Origin of the sequence: Streptomyces sp. R33 (assembly GCF_041200175.1) — a bacterium.
Classification (GTDB): Bacteria; Actinomycetota; Actinomycetes; order Streptomycetales; family Streptomycetaceae; genus Streptomyces; species Streptomyces katrae_B.
This window is the reverse complement of record NZ_CP165727.1, coordinates 2,367,855-2,388,026: the sequence shown is the minus strand read 5'-3', so window position 1 is coordinate 2,388,026 and position 20,172 is coordinate 2,367,855. Positions and strand designations below refer to the sequence as shown.

General features: G+C 74.4%; 16 protein-coding genes, 1 tRNA gene and 1 pseudogene. 10 read left to right on the top strand and 8 right to left on the bottom strand.

What is annotated here, in order from left to right; translation table 11 throughout:
* Nucleotides 1-11 precede the first annotated feature (11 nt).
* On the top strand, nt 12-767 hold the full coding sequence (locus AB5J51_RS11155) for an alpha/beta fold hydrolase (protein ID WP_133896557.1): 756 nt from the start codon (nt 12-14) through the stop codon (nt 765-767).
* Nucleotides 768-826: 59 nt separating this feature from the next.
* Here the strand turns inward: AB5J51_RS11155 and AB5J51_RS11150 are convergent.
* From AB5J51_RS11150 to AB5J51_RS11140, 3 genes are all read right to left on the bottom strand, one after another.
* Nucleotides 827-899 (bottom strand) — tRNA-His (locus AB5J51_RS11150).
* Between the two features lie 74 nt (nt 900-973).
* The gene (locus tag AB5J51_RS11145) at nt 974-1,702 is read right to left on the bottom strand and encodes a hypothetical protein (RefSeq protein ID WP_369777597.1); all 729 of its coding nucleotides are present in this window, start codon (nt 1,700-1,702) and stop codon (nt 974-976) included.
* A gap of 98 nt (nt 1,703-1,800) precedes the next feature.
* On the bottom strand, nt 1,801-2,316 hold the full coding sequence (locus tag AB5J51_RS11140) for a hypothetical protein (protein WP_053788354.1): 516 nt from the start codon (nt 2,314-2,316) through the stop codon (nt 1,801-1,803).
* Nucleotides 2,317-2,537: 221 nt separating this feature from the next.
* Between AB5J51_RS11140 and AB5J51_RS11135 the strand changes: the two genes are divergently transcribed.
* Nucleotides 2,538-3,383, top strand: a complete 846-nt coding sequence (locus tag AB5J51_RS11135) for a LysR family transcriptional regulator (protein ID WP_053788353.1) — start codon at nt 2,538-2,540, stop codon at nt 3,381-3,383.
* Between the two features lie 72 nt (nt 3,384-3,455).
* A complete protein-coding gene (locus tag AB5J51_RS11130) occupies nt 3,456-4,577 on the top strand; it encodes an aminopeptidase P family protein (RefSeq protein WP_053788352.1) in 1,122 nt (373 codons plus the stop codon).
* A gap of 171 nt (nt 4,578-4,748) precedes the next feature.
* Here the strand turns inward: AB5J51_RS11130 and treZ are convergent, their stop codons facing one another.
* On the bottom strand, nt 4,749-6,503 hold the full coding sequence (gene treZ / locus AB5J51_RS11125; RefSeq protein ID WP_053788350.1) for a malto-oligosyltrehalose trehalohydrolase: 1,755 nt from the start codon (nt 6,501-6,503) through the stop codon (nt 4,749-4,751).
* 112 nt (nt 6,504-6,615) lie between these two features.
* Here treZ and AB5J51_RS11120 point away from each other — a divergent pair, with 112 nt between their 5' ends.
* Nucleotides 6,616-7,179 carry a DUF1707 and FHA domain-containing protein gene (locus AB5J51_RS11120; protein ID WP_053788349.1) on the top strand — a complete coding sequence of 188 codons (564 nt, stop codon included), beginning with the start codon at nt 6,616-6,618 and terminating at the stop codon, nt 7,177-7,179.
* Nucleotides 7,180-7,224: 45 nt separating this feature from the next.
* On the top strand, nt 7,225-7,740 hold the full coding sequence (locus AB5J51_RS11115; protein ID WP_053788348.1) for a GNAT family N-acetyltransferase: 516 nt from the start codon (nt 7,225-7,227) through the stop codon (nt 7,738-7,740).
* Here the strand turns inward: AB5J51_RS11115 and AB5J51_RS11110 are convergent.
* Together AB5J51_RS11110 and lpdA are read right to left on the bottom strand one after the other, a co-directional pair.
* Nucleotides 7,730-9,082 (bottom strand): M14 family zinc carboxypeptidase, encoded by a 1,353-nt coding sequence (locus AB5J51_RS11110; protein ID WP_369777595.1) that lies wholly within the window; start codon nt 9,080-9,082, stop codon nt 7,730-7,732. The genes AB5J51_RS11115 and AB5J51_RS11110 overlap by 11 nt on opposite strands.
* 97 nt (nt 9,083-9,179) lie before the next feature.
* Nucleotides 9,180-10,628 carry a dihydrolipoyl dehydrogenase gene (gene lpdA, locus AB5J51_RS11105; protein ID WP_369777594.1) on the bottom strand — a complete coding sequence of 483 codons (1,449 nt, stop codon included), beginning with the start codon at nt 10,626-10,628 and terminating at the stop codon, nt 9,180-9,182.
* Nucleotides 10,629-10,712: 84 nt separating this feature from the next.
* Here lpdA and AB5J51_RS11100 point away from each other — a divergent pair, with 84 nt between their 5' ends.
* Nucleotides 10,713-11,600: a LysR family transcriptional regulator gene (locus AB5J51_RS11100; protein ID WP_053788345.1), complete on the top strand. Its 888-nt coding sequence runs from the start codon at nt 10,713-10,715 to the stop codon at nt 11,598-11,600.
* On the opposite strand, the gene treY is transcribed toward AB5J51_RS11100, so the two are convergent.
* On the bottom strand, nt 11,568-13,829 hold the full coding sequence (gene treY, locus AB5J51_RS11095) for a malto-oligosyltrehalose synthase (RefSeq protein ID WP_369777592.1): 2,262 nt from the start codon (nt 13,827-13,829) through the stop codon (nt 11,568-11,570). The two genes, AB5J51_RS11100 and treY, sit on opposite strands and share 33 nt — an antisense overlap.
* Before the next feature lie 132 nt (nt 13,830-13,961).
* On the opposite strand from treY, the pseudogene AB5J51_RS11090 reads away from it, so the two are divergent.
* Nucleotides 13,962-14,234, top strand: a pseudogene (locus AB5J51_RS11090) (hypothetical protein); the annotation flags it as partial.
* A gap of 10 nt (nt 14,235-14,244) precedes the next feature.
* A complete protein-coding gene (locus AB5J51_RS11085; RefSeq protein ID WP_369777591.1) occupies nt 14,245-15,591 on the top strand; it encodes an MFS transporter in 1,347 nt (448 codons plus the stop codon).
* On the opposite strand, the gene glgX is transcribed toward AB5J51_RS11085, so the two are convergent.
* Nucleotides 15,576-17,690, bottom strand: coding sequence for a glycogen debranching protein GlgX (glgX, locus tag AB5J51_RS11080; protein WP_053788342.1), 2,115 nt, complete (start codon nt 17,688-17,690; stop codon nt 15,576-15,578). The two genes, AB5J51_RS11085 and glgX, sit on opposite strands and share 16 nt — an antisense overlap.
* A gap of 294 nt (nt 17,691-17,984) precedes the next feature.
* Here glgX and AB5J51_RS11075 point away from each other — a divergent pair, with 294 nt between their 5' ends.
* Together AB5J51_RS11075 and AB5J51_RS11070 are read left to right on the top strand one after the other, a co-directional pair.
* Nucleotides 17,985-19,295: an SAV2148 family HEPN domain-containing protein gene (locus tag AB5J51_RS11075; protein ID WP_369777590.1), complete on the top strand. Its 1,311-nt coding sequence runs from the start codon at nt 17,985-17,987 to the stop codon at nt 19,293-19,295.
* A gap of 81 nt (nt 19,296-19,376) precedes the next feature.
* A complete protein-coding gene (locus tag AB5J51_RS11070; protein WP_136223121.1) occupies nt 19,377-20,123 on the top strand; it encodes a 3'-5' exonuclease in 747 nt (248 codons plus the stop codon).
* The last annotated feature ends 49 nt before the right edge of the window (nt 20,124-20,172 follow it).

Here is a 20,172-nt window from a genome sequence, read left to right as displayed (position 1 = left end):
AGGGAGAACGCATGGCCATCGCCCACCGCAGGATCGGCACCGGCCCCGTCCGCGTCATCGTGCTGCACGACTGGTTCGGCACGTCCGCCAACTGGGGGTCCGTACTGGACTACTTGGACCCCGAGGGGTTCTCGTACGCCTTCCTCGACTACCGCGGCTACGGCGACCGCCGCGACGTCGCCGGCCGCTACAGCCTCCCCGAGATCGCCGACGACGTGCTCGCGCTCGCCGACGAGATCGGCTGGGACACCTTCTCCCTCATGGGCCACTCCATGGGCGGCAAGGCGATGCAGCAGGTCCTGGTCCGCGCCCCCGAGCGGATCGAGAAGCTGATCGGGATCAACCCGGTCCCCGCCGGCCCGTACGAGATGGACGACGCGACCCACGCCCTCTTCCACGGCGCCGCCCACAGCGCCGGGAACCGGCGGACCATCCTCGACCTCGTCACCGGCCACCGCGCGAGCCGCCACTGGCTGGACCGGATGATCGCGCACTCCCTCGACGTCTCCCGCCCGGAGGCTTTCGCCGCGTACCTCGCGAGCTGGCAGCCGCTGGACCTGTCCGCCGCCGTGAAGGGCAGCACCGTCCCGGTGCTGGTCCTCGTCGGGGAGTACGACCTCGCCCTCACCCCCGAGGTGATGCGGGCCACCTGGCAGGTCGCGTACCCCAACTGCCGGGTCCACCCCGTCCCCGGCGCCGGGCACTACCCGCCGCACGAGACGCCGGTCGCCTTCGCCGCCGCGGTCGAGGCGTTTCTGCGGGGATAGGAAGAGGAAGCAGAAAACCCCTGGGGGTACGAGGAGACCTCGTACCCCCAGGGGATCAGGGTGAGTGACGGGACTTGAACCCGCGGCCACCTGGACCACAACCAGGTGCTCTACCAACTGAGCTACACCCACCACGAAGGGCGGCGGACCGCCCGTTCGATGTGCATGCACAGCATAGCTGATCAGGAGGGTGGTCCCGCCACGCGTTATCTGGCCGCGGCGTGCGCCACGGCCGCCGCCGCGAGCGCCTTCACGACGGGGTGCGGGCGCCTTCCGTCGCCGGACAGCTCGGGCTGGAACAGCGTGGCCAGGAAGAAGGGGTGTCCCGGCAGCTCCGCGATGCGTGCCTGCCCGTCCTCGTCGTACCCTGACAGCCGCAGCCCGTGGGCGGTGAGCACCGGCAGGTACCGCGGCTCCGGTCCGTAGCTGCAGTGGTAGCGCTCCATGGACCGCTCCGCGCCGAGCACGGACTCGGCGAGCGACCCGGGCTCGGCCCGTACGAGGCCCTCGTGGCCGACGAGCGAACAGGCGAGCGGGGCGATCAGCAGGTCCTCGGCCCCGGGGTCGTTCTCGGCGTGCGCGACGCCGGCCAGCCCGCAGACCGAGCGGGCGTACTCCAGCAGCGTGTGCTGGAAGCCGCCGCAGGTCCCGAGGAAGGGGATGCCCTCCTCCCGCGCGACCCGGATCGCGGCGAGCGCCCCGGCCTCACTGGCGTACGGGCTGCCGGGCAGGACCCAGACCGCGTCGAACCGGGCCAGGGCCCCGGAGGCGGCCTCGGCCCCGGCGTCGCCGGTGGGGATCCAGTACGCGTCGAGGACGAGCCCGTCGCGCGAGGCGAGGGCGTCGAGGAGCGCGGGGATGCGGGTGTGGGACTTCACGTGCGGGGAGCGGTCGCCGACGAGGGCGACCCGTGCGGTGGTCCGTGCAGTCGTCATGCCGATCATCCTGCGACCCCGCCGCGGTTCAGCACCAACGATTGTTTCTGCACGTTCGATAAGCAGACCTGATCGACTGGGCGACTGATCGGCGGGGCTCATTTCAGCGTGGCCTTCGTGGCCACGAGGATCAGGCCGAGGACGAGGTTGACGACCCCCTCGGTGGCCAGCTGGCCGCGGGTGGCGCCCGCACGGGCAGCGCCGAGGCAGGCCCAGACGACCTGCTGCGCCACGGCGACGCCCATGGCCAGCCAGGCCGTCGCCACGTAGTCCAGGTCGAGGAGGCCGCTCACGGCGACGGCGGCCGCGGGCAGCGCGGCGGCCTCGACGATGGGCCACTCGTGCACGGCGACCCGCCGGATCTCCCGCATGCTCCACGGTTCGCCGACCAACCGTTCCCCGGCGAGCTCGGCGTACACGTGGGTGGCCCAGAACACCAGACCCGTGACGATCAGGAGGATGACGAGCTGGAGCCGTGGATGGGCGCCGACGGTACTGGCCGTGGCCACCACGGAGGTGGCCAGGAGGGAGCCGTACACGGCGCCGGCGGAGTCGGTCCGGGATGCGCCCTTCGGCCCGATGCGGCCGGCGGACGGGCCGCTGGGGATGCTCACCCCGCCCACGATAGGGACGCCCCGCCCCGCCACCGCCCGGGCGCGCCGTGCGGCGGCTCCCCGCGCTGCGGCGGACCCGCCGACCTCCTCGGCCGGGGCCGCACGCAAACGCGCGGCGCAGCCCTGCGGACGGGGCCCTGCGGACGGGGGTCCTGCCGGCCGGGTGATGCGGGCCGGGCGCTGCATGCCGGACCCCGCGCAGCGGGTGGCACGCTGGCGCCATGGATCCGCACCTGCTCCGCACCTTCGTCGCCGTCGCCCGGCTGGCCTCCTTCTCCGCCGCCGCCCGCGAGCTCGGCTACACCCAGTCCGCCGTGTCCCAGCACATCGCCGCCCTCGAGGGCGACCTGCGTGCCGAGCTCCTCACCCGGCGGCCCGTGGAGCCGACCCCGGCCGGGGTGCGGCTGCTGGAACACGCCGGGCCGCTGCTGCTGCGGCTCGACGCGGCCCGTGCCGATGTGCTGCGGCTGGCCGCCGCGCCGCCCGGGCAGGTCACCCTCGCCGCGTCCCCGCTCTCCGTCGGGCCCCGGCTGCCGGCCGCGCTGCCGGCCACCGGGGTGGTGCTGCGGGTGCTGCCGGCCGCCGAGGTGCCGGCCGCAGTCGCCACCGGCGGCTGCGACCTCGGCCTGGTCGACGGCCTCGCCGCGCCCAGCGACCCGCTGCGGCTGCCCGACGTGGCCCCGCTCACCGTGACCGGCGTCGGGGAGGAGGAGCTCGCCGTACTGCTCCCGGCCGGGCACCCGTTCGCCGGCCGGGCCGCGCTCCGGCTCGACGACCTCGCCGACGCCCGCTGGATCGACGCCCCCGGCGCGCTGCCGGTGCCCGCCGCCGTCCGGACCGCCCCGGCCCTGCGCTACGACGGCACCGACCTGCACGCCCTGTGCGCCCTCGCCGCCGCCGGGCACGGCCTGGTCCTGCTGCCCCGCCGGGTGGCCGAGGCCGCCGCGGCCGGGGTCGCCGTACCGCTGTCCGACCCCCGCCTGGTGCACCGTACGGAACTCCTCGCCCCCGGCACCCCGACCCCCGAAGCCGCCGCCCTCGCCGCCCGGCTCACCGCGTCCCGGTAGGGGGGCGCCTTGCCTGACCGGCAACACCTCCAACCACTCGCGCGCGGCCCCGCGCGGCGGCAGGATCGCAGCATGGACCTCGAACCCGATCCGTTCACGCACGCCGACTACGCCGCCCGGATGGCCGCCGCCGCGCAGAGTGCCGCCGAGGCCGGGCTGGCCGGCCTGCTCGTCGCCCCCGGGCCCGACCTCGCCCACCTCACCGGCTACCGGCCGGTCGACACCGAGCGGCTGACCCTGCTCGTGCTCGCCGCCGGGCAGGAGCCCGTCCTCGTCGTGCCCGCCCTGGAGGCCCCCGACGCGGCCAAGGCCCCCGGGGCGCCCGCCCTGACCCTGCGCGACTGGGCCGACGGGAAGAACCCGTACGGCGTCACCGCGCCGCTCCTCGACGCCGGCGGCCGCTTCGGGGTCAGCGACAACACCTGGGCGCTGCATCTGCTCGGCCTCCAGCGGGAGTTGCCGGCCACCTCCTACGCCCCGCTCACCGACGTCCTGCCGATGCTCCGCGCGGTCAAGGACCGGCGGGAGCTGGAGCGGCTCGCGGCGGCCGGCGCGGCTGCGGACGCCGCGTACGAGCAGATCCTCAAGGTGCCCTTCGCCGGCCGCCGGGAGACCGACATCGCCGCCGACCTGGCCGCGCTGCTGCGCGAACACGGCCACTCCCAGGTGGACTTCACCGTCGTCGGCTCCGGCCCGAACGGGGCCAACCCGCACCACGAGGCCGGCGAACGCACCATCGGGCACGGCGACATGGTGGTCCTCGACTTCGGCGGGCTCAAGCACGGCTACGGTTCCGACATCTCGCGCACCGTGCACGTCGGCGAGCCGAGCGCCGAGGAGCAGCGCGTCCACGACATCGTCCGCGAGGCCCAGCAGGCCGCTTCCGCGGCCGTCCGCCCGGGCATCGCCTGCCAGGACGTGGACCGGGCGGCCCGCGCGGTGATCACCGAGTTCGGCTACGGCGAACGGTTCATCCACCGCACGGGCCACGGTATCGGCGTGACCACCCACGAGCCCCCGTACATGGTCGAGGGCGAGGAGCAGCCCCTGGTCCCCGGGATGTGCTTCTCCGTGGAGCCGGGCATCTACCTGCCCGGCCGCTTCGGCGTGCGCATCGAGGACATCGTGACGGTCACCGAGGACGGCGGCCGCAGCTTCAACAACGCCCCGCGCGAGCTCGCCGTCGTCGACTGAGAGCGACGGCCTGTTCCCTCACGACTCCCCGGCGACGACCAGACGGTAGCCGTAGTCCACGCGCCGTCCGTGAAGTCGTGCGGGATCGGGAACGGCAGCACGGTGTGCGCGTCCAGCGCCTCGACGACCTCGGCCTCTCTTCCTCACGGGCCAGTTCCACGGTGAGAGAAGTCACGGCCCCAGCAACACCGCCGACTCACCGGGTACGTGCACGCGGCCGTCCGGGCCCGGGTGCTCGACGGGTTCCCAGGCGGCCAGGACCCGGACCCCGTTGCGGCCGAGGGCGATGGTCACCGGCTCGGGCGAGAGGTTCACGGCCACCCGTACGTCGCCCCGCCGGAACGTCACCCAGCGGCGCTCCTCGTCGTACGCGACACGGACCGCGGCCAGGTCCGGATCCCGCAGGTCCGGGTGGGTGCGCCGGAGCGTGATCAGGGTCCGGTACCAGGCCAGCAGCCGGTCGTGCGGGGGGCGCTCCGGCTCCGCCCAGTCCAGGCACGAGCGGTCCCGGGTGGCCGGGTCCTGCGGGTCCGGGATCTCCTCGGCCTTCCAGCCGTGCGCCGCGAACTCCCGGCGCCGGCCGGTCCGTACGGCCTCGGCCAGGTCCGGGTCGGGGTGGTCGGTGAAGTACTGCCACGGCGTGCCCGCGGCCCACTCCTCGCCCATGAACAGCATCGGCACGAACGGCCCGGTCAGCGCCAGCGTCGCGGCGCAGGCCAGCAGGCCGGGGGAGAGCGAGCCCGCGAGCCGGTCGCCGAGGGCCCGGTTGCCGATCTGGTCGTGGGTCTGCGTGTAGCCGAGGAAGCGGTGCGCGGGCGTGCGCCGCCGGTCCACCGGCCGGCCGTGGCTGCGGCCCCGGAACGAGGACCAGGTGCCGTCGTGGAAGAAGGCCCGGGTCATGGTCTTGGCCAGGGCGGCGAGCGGCGCCTCGGCGAAATCGGCGTAGTACGCCTGGGACTCGCCCGTCAGCGCACAGTGCAGGGCGTGGTGGAAGTCGTCGTTCCACTGGGCGTGCAGGCCCAGCCCCCCGACGGCGCGCGGGGTCGTGGTGCGCGGGTCGCACCGGTCGGACTCCGCGATCAGGAACAGCGGGCGGCCGCTCTCGGCGGCGAACTCGTCCACGGCCGCGGACAGCTCCTCCAGGAAGGTCAGCGCCCGTCCGTCGGCGAGCGCGTGCACGGCGTCCAGCCGGAGCCCGTCGATCCGGTAGTCCCGCAGCCAGGCCAGGGCGCTGCCCAGGAGGTACGCGCGCACCTCGTCGGAGCCGGCGGCGTCCAGGTTGACCGCCGCGCCCCACGGGGTGTGGTGGGTGTCCGTGAAGTACGGGCCGAAGGCGGGCAGGTGGTTGCCGGAGGGGCCCAGGTGGTTGTGGACGACGTCCAGCACCACCCCGAGCCCGGCCGCGTGGGCCGCGTCCACGAACCGGGCGAGCCCGGCGGGGCCGCCGTACGGCTCGTGCACGGCCCAGGGCGCGACCCCGTCGTACCCCCACCCGTGCCGGCCGGGGAACGGGCAGACCGGCATCAGCTCCACGTGCGTGACCCCGAGCGCGGTGAGGTGCCCGAGGCGGGCGGCGGCCGCGTCGAAGGTGCCCTCGGGGGTGAACGTGCCGATGTGCAGCTCGTAGAGGACCGCGTCCTGGAGCCGTGACCCGGGTGCCGGCGCCTGCGGGGTGAGCGGCTCGAAATCGACCACGGCCGAGAGGCCGTCGGGCCCGTCCGGCAGCCGCCGCCCGCGCGGGTCGGGCCGTACGATCTCCTCCCCGGAGGCCACGCCCAGCAGGAATCCGTACCGGTCCCCGTCGGCGGCCGGGGCTTCGGCGAGCCACCAGCCGGCCCGGTCCGGATCGCGTGCCATCTCGTACGTCGCGTCGCCGAGCCGCAGTGCGACCCGGTCTGTCAGCGGTGCCCACACCTCGAACTGCACGGACGGTTCCCCTCGTCTGCGGCGGTACCCCGGAACGTGTGCCTGCCCCATCATCGCGGGACGGCCGGAGGAGTTCTGGACACTCCGGCCCTGACGGGCCGACAATCACCCTGTGACGTCCAGTTTCGAGTTCCCCGCCTTCCCGGTACCGCGCCTGTCCGACGCGGAGCGCGACCGGGCGCTGGAGCAGCTCCGCGAGGGTGCGGCCCTCGGGAAGCTGTCCCACGACACGTTCCTGCGCCGTATGGAACTCGCCCTGGTCGCCCGCCGCTCCGAGGACCTCGTGGTCCTCACCGCCGACCTCGAGAGCCGCAGCGGCGGCGAAGGCCCGTGGACCCGTCGCGTCTTCGCCTGGGTGGGCCGTGCCTCGGCCGTGTCCGCCGGGGTCCGGCGGGCGTGGACCGCCGAGCGGCTGCCGAAACTGCTGCTGCCGCACCCGAGTGCGCGGGCCCTGCGGATCGGCCGCGACCCCGGCAACGGGTTGCGGCTCACCGACGAGACCGTGTCCCGCGTACATGCCGAGCTCGGGATGCGCGACGGGGTGTGGGTGCTCACCGACCTCGGCTCCTCCAACGGCACGACGGTCAACGGCCGCCGGGTGACCGGGTCGGTGGCGGTCCGGGCCGGGGACCAGATCGGCTTCGGCCGGATGAACTTCCGGCTGTCCTCCAGCTAGGGGGTGTCCCGCTCCCGGATCTGAGCGGGTCCGATGATGGGGTCCATGGAACACGGAGATCCCCAGCACCCGCAGCAACACCCGCCCGTCGTGCGCCCCGCGCGCCCCGGGGACCTGCCCCGCCTCGTCGAACTCGTCCACGAGCACGTCGCGTACGAGAAGTCCGCGCCCCGGCCCGCGGACCTGGCCGACCGGCTCGGGCCGCAGCTGTTCGCCGAGGGCGCCCGCCTGTGGGTGCTGCTGGCCGAGGCCCCGGACGGCTCGGTCGCCGGATATGCCGCCTGCTCGGCCGAGTTCGCGTTCTGGGACGCCCGGCACTACCTCCACATGGACTGCCTCTACCTCGCCGAGGAGGCCCGCGGCCACGGCCTCGGCGCCGCCCTGATGGACGGCGTGGCAGGCCTCGCCCGCGAGCTCGGCCTCGACCAGGTCCAGTGGCAGACCCCGGACTGGAACGAGGGCGCGATCCGCTTCTACGACCGCCTGGGCGCCACGGGCGCACCCAAGCGCCGGTACACCCTGGCCGTCCCGGGCGAGGCCGCCGTGGTCTCTACGCATTGACCGTCCCGGCCGCCACGAGCCGTTCGTACGTGGCCAGGACGGTACGGGTCTGGTGCTCGACCTGGGTGGCCACCGGGACCCGGCGCGCCTGGAAGCGGGCGGCGAACTCCTCGCACCAGCCGGTGACGAGCCGGTCCAGCCCGGGCGCCGCCGGATGGTCCTGGGCCCGGAGCACCCGCAGCAGCATCGCGGCGGCGCGCAGCGACAGGCGCCGCCCGAAGGCGTCGATGCTGCCGATGGAGGCCGCCGTGGCCTCGGCGGGGGCCCCGGGGCCGGTCCACTCCACGGTGATCCGGGGGATCAGGGCGAGCGTCCAGTCGACGGCGCGCAGCAGCGCGGCCGCACCGGCGTCCCCGGCCGGATCCGACCCGGGGCCCGAGCCGGGGCCACGGCCGGGCTCCCGGATCCCGGGCTCCCGGATCCCGGGCTCCCGGACCCCGGGTACCCGGTCCCGTACGCGGGCCACGAGCGCGGCGTCCGCGGTGAGCCGCCCCGCCAGGAACCGCAGGGCGCCGCGCGGGTCCGGATGCGGGGCGGGATCGTCCACCAGGTCCGAGGCCCACATGGGGACTTCGACGATGGCGGTGGTGCCGTCGTACCGGTGGGCGTGGTACCAGGTGCTGAGCCGGGTGTCCTCCGGGTGGAACGCCCCGGCGGCGTCGGCCCCGGCCTGCGGCATCACGAAGATCCCGGGCCCGGGGGAGGGCCAGCCGGCCGCGTCCGAAGCCCCGGTCTCCACCGGGATCCGCAGCTCGGCGGCCGATTTGGCGAACGGTTCCGCCAGGCCCGGTATGTCCCGGGTGAGCTGCACCCAGGATCCGCCGAGGTCGGTGCCGTGGAGCGAGACCTGCAGGGCGGGCCGCAGCTCGTCGATGAGGGCCGTCAGGGCCAGGGTCTCGGGCGGCAGCCGGTCCGGAGGCAGTAAAGACGGCGCCCACTCCGGCTGTTCCGGGCCGGGGGGCCGGAAGAAGTTCCGGTGGTAGTCGAGCAGGGAGTACGGGCGGGGCGTGCGGTGCAGGGCCGCCCCGTCGGGATCGGCGCACAGCAGGAAGTGCCAGCCCCGCCCGGCCCGGACCGCCGGCTCGTGCAGGACGTGTCGGGCCAGCGCGAGCGCGGTGGCACCGCCGACGGGCTCGTTGGCGTGTGCCCCGGCGACGACGAGCACGCCCGCGCCCTGCGGGCGGCCGCTCGGCTCGACGGAGAACAGCCACAGGGGCCGGCCGCCCCGGGAGGTGCCGGCCTGGCGGAGCCGGGCCGGGCCGGGGTGCTCGTCCGCCAGCGCGCGGGCGGCCAGCGCGAGCTCGGACGGTGTGGGGTAGCACATGTCACGGAGGAGGGTCACGTCAGATGCAATGCCCGCCGTGCACGCCCCCTACTGCTCCGCACGCCCCACACTTCCCGGAAAACCCTGGCCAACGCCTTGCCGGGACGGCCATCGGCTACTGCTGGTGGAGTCCGCGGCCGGCCAGCGACAGGAAGGCCTCGCCCACCGCTTCCGACAGCGTCGGATGGGCGTGGAGGTGGCGGGCCACGTCCCCCGGCTCCGCGTCCCAGCCCACGATCAGCTGGCTCTCGGCGATCATCTCCGACACGTGCGGCCCCACCAGGTGTACGCCCAGCACCCGCCCGCCCCGCTCGGCGACCACCTTTACCGTCCCGCCCTGGCCGTGCACCATCCCCTTCGCCACTGCCGTCAGCGGCATCGTGTTCACGACGACGTCGTAGGAGAGGTCCCGGGCCTGCGCCTCCGTCAGCCCGACGGCGGCGGTCTGCGGCGCGGAGTACGTCACCCGTGGCACCGCCGCGTAGTCCACGGGGGCACTCGCCACCCCCGCCAGGGTCTCGGCGACGAGCAGCCCCTCCGCGAACGAGGCGTGCGCCAGGCCGAGCGAGGGCGGCGGCAGCAGGTCGCCGACCACGTGGATCCCCGGGACCGGGGTCTCCAGCCGGGACCAGTCCGCCGGTGTCAAGAACCCCCGCTCGTCCGTGGTCAGGCCGGCCGCCGCCAGGTTCAGCCCGTCGGTCACCGGGACGCGGCCGACCGCGACGAGCAGCCGCTGCGCCACCACCTCCCGGACGTCCCCGCGCGCCCCGCGTACGGTGGCCCGCACGCCCCCGCCGGGGAGCCGCTCGGCGCCTTCCAGCCGGGCTGCGGTCCGCACGTCGATCCCGCGCTTCTTCAGCCCGCGTGCCAGATGCCGGGACACGTCGGCGTCCTCCAGCGGAACCAGCCGCTCCGCGGCCTCGACCAAGGTCACTTCGGCGCCCATGGACCGGTGGAAGGAGGCGTACTCCACGCCGATGGCCCCGCCGCCCAGCACCAGCACCGAGGCGGGCAGCCCCGGCGCGAAGAGAGCGTCGTCGCTGGTGACGACCGTGTGCCCGTCGGGCTCCAGCCCGGGCAGGACGCGCGGCCGGGAACCGGTGGCCAGTACGATGCCGCGCGCCGCGGTGAACTCCCGACCGTCCTCGGTCCGGACGGAGCGCGGTCCGGTCAGCCGGGCGCTGCTGCGCACGACATGGACGCCGGCGTGCCGCAAGTGGCCCTCCACGCCCTGGTGGTTGCGGGAGACGATGTCGTCGCGGGTGGCGGTCAGGGCCGACCAGTCCACCGCGTCCACGGTGGCCCGGACCCCCCACCGCTCCCGCGCCTCGGCGATGCCGTCGACGAGTTCGGCCGCGTGCAGCATCGCCTTGCTGGGGATGCATCCGCGGTGCAGACAGGTACCGCCTGTTTTGTCCCGCTCGACGAGGGCGACGCGCAGGCCGAGGGCCGCGGCGCGCAGGGCGGTGCTGTAGCCGCCCGTGCCGCCGCCGATCACGATGACGTCGGCGGAATGCAGGGAATCCGCGGAATGAACGGAGTTGCCGGTGCTGTCGGTGTTCATGGGGCAAGCCTGCGGTCGGCCCCTGCCATGAGTCCAAGGCAATGATCTTCTCGGATCCATGCACGTTCTTTATGCTTCCCGATCATGAGCCTGCGTCAGATGGAGTACTTCCTCACCGTCGTGGAGGAGTCCTCCTTCACCCGCGCCGCCGACGCCCTGCACGTCACCCAGCCCGCCCTCTCCCACCAGGTCAAGGCCCTGGAGAGGTCCGTAGGCGGCGAGCTGCTGGAGCGCCTGCCGCGAGGCGTGCGGCTCACCTCGATGGGCCGCGCCTTCCTCCCGCACGCCCAGCTCGCCGTCCGCAGCGCGCAGCAGGCCGAGCGCGCCGCCCGCGCCGCCGCCGGGGCCGTGGGCGGCGAACTGCACCTCGCCACCGTCCATGCCGTCGCCGTCGGACTGCTTCCGGGCATCGCCGCCCGCTGGCGGTCCCTGCACCCGGGAGTCCAGCTCGTCCTGCGCGAGTACGGATCCACGGAGGCCCTGGAGGAACAGCTCGAACGGGGCGTCGCCGACCTCGCGGTGGGCCCGGAGCCCAAGGAGTGGACGGGCCCGGTCCTGCCGGTGGGCCGCGAGGAACTGGTGCTGGTGGTCCCCTTCGACGACCCGCTGGCCGGCCGGGGCTCCGTCCGGCTGGCCGAGCTCGCCGACCGCGACTGGATCCGCTGCGCCATGGAACCCTCCGTCCAGGGCCGGGCGTTCCTCGACTGGGCGTGCGGCACCGTCGGCTTCACCCCGCGCACGGTGCTGCGTACGGAGCACACCTCGACGGCCGTGCGGATGGCGGCCGCCGGCGTCGGCATCGTCGTGGCCCCGGCCCACACGGTCCGGGGCGCCCTCGGCGAGGACTGCGCGCTGCTCTCCCTCGACCCGCCGTGGCACCGCCCCCTCTCCGTGTTCTCCCGGGTCCCGCTGACCGGCGCGGCCGAGGCCTTCGCCGGGCTACTCGTCTCCCGGCCCTCCCTCGCGCAGTAGGACGGCGACCGGGCGGGCCGAGAGGAGCTCCGCCAGCCGCACCTCGCCCTCGTACGAGGCCCCCCGGTCCAGGAGCGCCGTCCACCGGCCCGGCGGCAGGGCCAGGGCCGTGTCCCGCCAGCCCCCGGCCCCGGCCAGCCGGTACGAGAGCCGGGTGGCCGCCGCGACCAGCCCGGCCGGGCGGGCGAAGGCCAGGCAGTGCTCCGCCGCCGGGCCCCGGGCGGCGAGCGGGGCGTAGCCGGTGAACAGCTCGGGCCGGTCCCGGCGCAGCCGCAGCAGGGCGGCCGTCAGCGCGAGCTTCTCCTGCGCCTGCCCCTGCGGCGCGGCCCCCGCGTCCAGCCGGGCCAGGTCCTCGCGGGGGAACCGGGCCGGGCGCCGGTTGTCCGGGTCGACCAGGGCCCGGTACTCCGTCTCGGCGCCCTGGTAGACCTCCGGGACCCCGGGCATCGCCAGGTGCAGCAGCGCCATGCCGAGCAGGTTCGCCCGGGCCGCTGCGGCCAGCTCGGCCGGCAGCTCCGGGTCGTCCGGTGCGTACCCCGCGACCGAGGCCTCGTACGCCGGGTCCTGGTCGGTCCAGCTCGTGTGCAGGGCCGCCTCGCGGACGCCCTTGAGGAGCGCCTGTACGAGGCGCTCGGCGCGCTCCGGCACCTCCCCGAGGCCCAGCCCCGTCTGCCGGGCCACCCAGGCCAGTTGGGGATCGGCGCCGAGGGGCCGGCCCATCACCTCGGGGGCCTGGGAGAGCGCGGAGATCCGGGCCCGGACGTCCGCGCTGCGCTTGGTGTCGTGCGTGGACAGGACCGTCCCGGAGCCCGGCCAGTCCCGGTCGAGCGCGGCGCAGTACGCGTGGAACTCCGCGGGCGAGACCGCCGGTTGCCCGGGGTCCCCGCCGACCTCGGTGGCCGACAGCAGCGGGGCGTGGCGGTAGAAGGCCCGGTCCTCCAGCGACTTGGCCCGCAGGGCCGCCGAGGTCTGGGCGAAGCGCGCCGCGAAGGCGGGATCGCGCAGCACGAGGTCCCGTACGCCGGCCACCGCGCCCGGACCGGCCGGCGCGGCGGCCTCCGCCAGGGCCTGCGGATCGAGCTCCGGCTCGCCGGGGTACGGCCGGTAGACCGGATAGGCGATCAGCAGCTCCCGTACACCCGCGGCCAGTTCCGGACCGGCGGCCCGCTCCAGGGCCGCCAGTTCGGCCGCCAGATCGCCGGTCAGCACCTCCCGCGCACACGCCCGGGCCGTCTGCTCCCAGTCCGGCGTACCCGTGAACTCCTGGTACCGCCGGGTCAGTTCGGGGGCGCCCGCCGGGTCGGTGAACACCCCGTCCACCCGGTGCAGCGCGTCGTACCCGGTGGTCCCCGCCACCGGCCAGCCGGGCGGCAGCCGCTCCTGCCGGGCCAGGATCTTCTCCACCACCACCCAGCAGTCCCCGCCCACGGCCGTCCGCAGCCGCCGCAGGTACCCCTCCGGGTCCGCCAGCCCGTCGACGTGGTCGATCCGCAGCCCCTCGGCGACCCCGTCCCGCACCAGCTCCAGCACCTTCGCGTGCGTCGCCGCGAACACCTCCGGGTCCTCCACCCGGACCCCGATCAGATTCGAGATCGTGAAGAACCGCCGGTAGTTGAGGCCCGTCCGGGCCTCGCGCCACCAGGCCGGCCGGTACCACTGCGCGGCCAGCAGCTCGGCCCGCGCCAGCCCCGCCGTACCCTCCCGCAGCGGGAACTCCAGCTCCCCGTGGCGCAGCACCCCGCCGTCCCGGTCGACCGTGAACGCGCTGGGCCCGGGCGGCCCCGGGAGCACCGGCAGCAGCACCTGACCGCCGCCCGCCTCCCAGTCGATGTCGAACCAGCGCGCGTACGGCGACCGCGGCCCCTCCCGCAGCACCTCCCACAGGGGACGGTTCAGCCGCAGGGGGGAGGGCACCGCCATGTGGTTCGGGACGATGTCCAGCACCAGGCCGAGCCCGTGCCCCCGGGCGGCCGCGGCCAGTGCGCGCAGCCCCGGCTCGCCGCCCAGCTCGGCCCGCACCGCGGAGTGGTCGGTGACGTCGTACCCGTGCGCCGAGCCGGGGACCGCCTCCAGCACGGGCGAGAGGTGCAGGTGCGAGACGCCCAGCGAGGCGAGGTACGGTACGGCTGCCTCGGCCGCCGCGAAGGGGAACTCCGGCCGCAGTTGAAGGCGGTACGTCGATGACGGCGCTGACGGGGACACCGCTGTGCGCGGGTACGGCTGGCTCATTTCTACCTCCTTGCGTGGAACCGCTGCGTGATGCTGTGACCTGCGCTTGTGTTCGGATCCTGACCGGCCCCAGCATCCTGGACGTGGGGGCTACTTCTGTGAAGCGGGCGTTCAAGTACCGTGTGCGAAGGCTGCGGGGCGGTCCACGACCGTGACGGGAATGCCGCCGCGAATCTTCTGGCCGCCGGGCTGGCGGTCGCTGCCTGTGGAGCGGGTGCAAGACCCCATCGGGAGTCCTCCTCTCGGTCGGGGCGGTCCGTGGTGAAGCAGGAAACCCCACCCGCGAGGGTGGGAGTCCCCTCCCTGCAGGGAGGGGACGAGGCCAAGAGAACGTACGTACCCACCTTTCGCCTTCCCGGATTCCGTGCCATGACCCAATGCGCCCGAATGGCTGCATCGCGTTAGCGTTGATCAAGTGGTCGGAACCTTCAACACCTATCGAAGAGTCATCGCCCTGACCGGGCCCCTACTCCCGCTCGTCTCCTTCCTCGCGCGACTGCCCGTTGCGATGTCCCAGTTCGGGAGCGTGCTGCTGGTCGCCGAGACCAGCGGCTCCCTCGCCACCGCCGGCATCGTCGGCGGCACCCTCTCCGCCGGACAGGTGGTCTTCGGGCCCGTCCTGGGCCGGCTCGCCGACCGGTACGGGCAGCGGCCCGTGGTGCTGGCCGCCGCCGCGGTCAACGCGGTCGCCACCGGCGCCCTGGTCGCCGGGGCCCTCGGGGGCCTCGCCACCGCCCCGCTCGCCGCGATCGGCGCCGTCACCGGAGCGTCCGTACCGCTGATCGGACCGCTCGCCCGGACCCGCTCCGTGGCCCTCGCCCACCGCGCCGGGGCCGACGAGGGCGTGGTGGGCGCCGTCCACTCGCTCGAGGGCACCCTCGACGAGGTCTCCTTCGTCTTCGGGCCCGCCCTCGTCGGACTCGCCGCGCTCGTAGCGCACCCCGCGATCGCCCTCGGCGGGGCCGCCGCCCTCGTCGCCGTCTTCGCCACCGCCTTCGCCCTGCACCCGACGGCCGCCGTCACGGCCGGGGCGGGAGCGAAGGAGCGCACCCCGCGGGGGAGGGGCGCCCGTACCGGCGCCCCTGCCGACGCCGAGCGCCGCAGCCGGCACCCGCGCGTCGTGTACGCCGTGCGGGGCTCCTTGCTGCTCCAGGGCGCCATGTTCGGCGCCTGCCAGGCCGGAATAGCCGCCCTCACCGCTCGTTTGGGCGTCCCCGGCCAGGCCGGCATCGTGTACGCCGCCATGGGCGTCGTCAGCGCCGCCGTGGGGCTCGCGCTCGGGGCGCTGCCCGCCCGGATCGGGCTGCGGCTGCGCTGGCGGGCGGCCACCGCCGCCGCGCTGGTGCTCTCCGTACCGCTGCTCTTCACCGACACCCTGTGGCCGCTGTACGCGGTCGTCACCGTGCTCGGAGCCGCCTACGCCCCCCACCTGATCACCGCGTTCGCGCTGACCGAGCGGGTCGTGGAGCCGGCCCGGCTCGCCGAGGCCACGGCCTTCGCCGCCAGCTCGCTGGTGGCCGGGCAGGCCGCCGCGCTCGCCGCCTCCGGGCGGCTCGCCGAGTCGTACGGGCCCGCCGGTGCCTTCGCCGTGGCCGTCGGGGCGGCAGCACTGTCCCTGCTCCTCGCCCTGGTCACCCGGGTGCCGGCCGCCCGGACGCACCTCGCCGCGCCGAAGGTCGTCATCCCGGCGCAGCAGACCGCGTCCCCGCACGTGACCGGGTCCCCGTCGGGCCCGTCGGGTTCCTCCTACGCCGGGCGCTGAAGCACCACCAGACACCGTCCTGTCAGCGCCACCCGGTCCCCGGCCGCGTACTGCGGTCCGGTGCCGGGTGGCAGTACGTCCGGCCGCGCCGTGTCCACGACCAGCCGCCACTGCGCCCCGTGCCCGGCCGGGACCGTGAACTCCTGGGGATCGGCGCCCGCGTTGAACATCAGCAGGAACGAGTCGTCGGTGATCCGCTCCCCGCGCGAGCCCGGCTCGGAGATCGCCTCCCCGTTGAGGAACACCGTCAGCGAACGCGCGTGCTGCGCCTGCCAGTCGCGGGCCCGCATCGGCTCCCCGTGCGGGGTGAACCAGGCGATGTCGGAGAGCTCGTCGTTGGTCCCCTCCACCGGCCGCCCGTGGAAGAACCGGCGCCGCCGGAACACCGGGTGGTCGCGCCGCAGCCACACCATCCGCCGGGTGAACTCCAGCAGGGAGGGCGCCGGTTTGCCCGGCTCCGGCCAGTTGACCCACGACAGCTCATTGTCCTGGCAGTACGCGTTGTTGTTGCCGCCCTGCGAGCGGGCGAACTCGTCGCCGTGGCTGAGCATCGGCACGCCCTGCGAAAGCATCAGGGTGGCCGTGAAGTTGCGCATCTGGCGCTCGCGCAGCTCCTGGATCTCCGGGTCCTCCGTCGGTCCTTCGACCCCGCAGTTCCAGGACCGGTTGTGGGTCTCCCCGTCGCGATTGCCCTCGCGGTTGGCCTCGTTGTGCTTCTCGTCGTACGAGACGAGGTCGTTCAGCGTGAAACCGTCGTGGCAGGTGGTGAAGTTGATGGACGCCAGTGGGCGGCGGCCGTCGTCCTGGTAGAGGTCCGAGGAGCCGGTCAGCCGCCCCGCGAACTCCGCGAGCGTCCGCGGCTGCCCGCGCCACAAGTCCCGTACAGTGTCGCGGTACTTGCCGTTCCACTCGGTCCACAGCGGCGGGAAGTTGCCCACCTGGTAGCCGCCCTCGCCCAGGTCCCAGGGCTCCGCGATCAGCTTCACCTGGCTGACCACCGGATCCTGCTGGACCAGGTCGAAGAACGAGGACAGCCGGTCCACCTCGTGGAACTGCCGGGCGAGCGTCGCCGCGAGGTCGAAGCGGAACCCGTCCACATGCATCTCGGTGACCCAGTACCGCAGCGAGTCCATGATCAGCTGGAGCACGTGCGGGGAGCGCATGAGCAGCGAGTTCCCGGTCCCGGTGGTGTCCATGTAGTGCCGGGGATCGTCCGCGAGCCGGTAGTACGAGGCGTTGTCGAGCCCCCGGAAGGACAGCGTCGGGCCCAGGTGGTTGCCCTCGGCGGTGTGGTTGTAGACCACGTCGAGGATCACCTCGATCCCCGCCTCGTGCAGGGCCCGTACGGCCGACTTGAACTCCAGCACCTGCTGGCCCCGGTCGCCGGAGGCGTAGCCGTTGTGCGGGGCGAAGAAACCGATCGTGTTGTAGCCCCAGTAGTTGCTGAGCCCGTCGTCGACCAGCCGGTGGTCGTTCACGTACTGGTGTACGGGCATCAGCTCCAGTGCCGTCACCCCGAGCTTGGTGAGGTGCCCGATGACCGCCGGGTGCGCGAGCGCCCCGTACGTGCCGCGCAGCTCCTCGGGCAGATCGGGGTGGCGCATGGTCAGGCCCTTGACGTGCGCCTCGTACAGCACGGTGTGGTGGTACTCGTGGCGCGGCGGGCGGTCGTTCGCCCAGTCGAAGTACGGATTGACCACGACCGAACTCATCGTGTGCGGGGCCGAGTCGAGGTCGTTGCGCGAATCCGGCCGGCCGAAGTGGTAGCCGTACACCTCCTCGCCCCAGTCGACGCTGCCGGCGACGGCCCGCGCGTACGGGTCCAGCAGCAGCTTGGCCGCGTTGCAGCGCTGCCCGCGCTCGGGCTCGTACGGGCCGTGCACGCGGAAGCCGTAGCGCTGCCCGGGCATCACCCCGGGCAGGTAGGCGTGGCGTACGAAGGCATCGGTCTCGCGCAGTTCGACGGCGGTTTCCGAGCCGTCGTCGTGCAGCAGACACAGTTCGATGCGTCGGGCGGCCTCTGAGTAGACCGCGAAATTGGTGCCGGCGCCGTCGTACGTGGCGCCGAGCGGATACGCCTGTCCCGGCCAGACCTGCATGGATACGACTCTTCCCCTCGTCCCCCGGCTGTCGGGCTGATGGTTCGGGCTGATCCGGCGTGGACCACGTCTCTGCAGATCTTCCCCGAAAGTGGGCCCGCACGCGGGGACTTGGGATGCTCCTCTCGGGTGACCCGGAGAGCTGATATGCGGGTCAGCGGACTATGCGGGCATCGGATAATGGGTCAACGGACCACCGGTGTACGGGCCATCGGGCTGCATCGGGCGCCGCGCTCGGAGTACCCTTCCGTGATCACTGGAGACGGGCGTCCAGACGCAGAAGGCGGTGCACGGGTGAGCTCGGGAGGTCTGGAGCTGCCCCCTGGTGACAGCGGTCACGAGGGCGGCCCGGCGGACGCCCCAGGAGGTGCACCCGGTGGTGCGCCCGGCGGGGTGTCGGGCGGGGTGTCGGGCGGCGTTCCCACGGCGGTGCCGGCCGGGGCGGTGTCGCTGGCCCCGTCCGCGGCCGGGAGTGTGCGGGCCGGGGCCGAGCTGGACTGGGGCGCGGACGCGTGGAGCGAGGTCCGGACCCGGGCGCAGCGCGCCGGGCGTGCGTACATATGGCTGAACCTGATCGAGCAGCGGCTGCGCGCCGTCGTCGGCGCGGTGCTGCGGCCGATCTACGAGCCCGTGCACGGCGGGGACGACTGGGTGGTCGCGGCCGCCGGACCCGCCGGCCAGGAGTGGGTGCAGCGGGCCGTCGCGGTCCGCGAGGTCAGCCGGCGCAAGGGCTACCTGCTGGACCCGGCCGACGACAACGTGCTGAGCTTCCTGACGCTCCCGCAGCTGCGGGAGCTCATGGTCCAGCACTGGCCGTGCTTCGAGCCGTACTTCGACGACCGGCGGGAGATCGAGCTCGCGCTCGACGAGCTGGAGGTCACCCGGAACGTGGTCTCCCGCAACCGGGCGCTGTCGCGGGCGGTGCTGGAGCAGGCGGAGCGGGCCTCGGCCCGGCTGCTGGAGGTGCTGGGCGGCGGTGCGGGGTCCCCGGCGGCGGACCGGCTGCCGATCGACGCCGTCGAGGACCTGGTGGGCGACCGGTACGCGGACGTCATCTCGGTCCACCCGGACCGGGTACGGCTGCAGCGCCAGCTCCCCGCGGAGGACCTGTTCGGCGGGGCACGCCGGCTCGACGCCATCGGCATAGGGCTCAACCTGCTGGTCCAGAACTTCTCGGGCCGAAGACTCGTGCGCCTCACGGAGGCCGGCTGCCGGGTCCGCCTGCTGTTCCTGAACCCGGCCAGCAGCGCCGTGAAGCGGCGGGAGCGGGAGCTCGGCCTGCGCAAGGGCGAGCTGAGCCGCTCGGTGGAGATGAACATCCTGCACGTGCGCCGGGTGCGGGCGGGGCTGCGGGACCCCTCGCGGTTCGAGATCCACGTCTTCGACGAGACGCCCCGCTTCACCGCCTACCTGGTGGAGGGGGAGTCCTCGGGCATCGCGGTCGTGCAGTCCTACCTGCGCCGGGCGCGCGGCATGGAGGCGCCGGTGCTGGTGCTGCGGGGCGGCGGCGCCCGTGGTTCCTCGCGTGACGCGGAGCACGGGCTGTTCCCGACGTACCGCGAGGAATTCGAGTCGATCTGGCAGGATTCCCGCCCGGTGTCGTGACTGTCAGTACCCCGTGGCAGGCTGAAAGTCGTTGACCGAAGGTGTACGGGGTGCACGGGGAGTACGGGGGAGGGGCACGGGGTGGAGAACTGGCGCGGCACGGGGGACTGGCACGGCGGTGTGCTGATCGGATTCGATCTGGAGACGACCGGCACGGAGCCGGGGGAGTCGCGGATCGTGACGGCAGCGGTGGTCGAGGTGCGGGCGGGCGAGGTGCGCGAACGGCGCGGCTGGCTCGCGGATCCGGGGATACCGATCCCCGAGGGCGCCTCGGCGATCCACGGGATCAGCACGGAGCGTGCGGTGGCGGAGGGCCGCCCGGTGCGCGAGGTCGCTGACGAGGTCGCGCAGGTGCTCGTCGAGCACTGGCGTCGGGGCGCGGTGGTCGTCGCGTACAACGCGGCCTTCGACCTGACGCTGCTGACCGCCGAGTTGGCCCGGCACGGGCTGCCCTCGCTGGCCGACCGGCTGGGCGGGGCGCAGCCGACCGGGCCCGTGGTGGACCCGCTGACCATCGACCGGGCCGTGGACCGCTACCGGCGCGGCAAGCGGACGCTGGAGGCGGTGTGCGGGGTGTACGGGGTCACGCTGGACGCGGCGCACGACGCGGGTGCGGATGCGCTGGCCGCGGTGCAGGTGGCCCGCGCGATAGCCGCCCGCCACCCTGAGGTGGCGGCGCTCACCCCGGCCGACCTGCATGTCCGCCAGGGCGGCTGGCACGAGCGCTGGGCCCGCGACTTCCAGTCGTACCTGCGCCGCCAGGGCACTCCGGACGCGGTGATCGACCCGGCATGGCCCCTGCGGAGCCTGCTGCCGGCCTCGGCCTGAGGGCCGCGGCCGGCTTCGGCCCTCCGCTCGTACGCGCCGGACGGGCGCG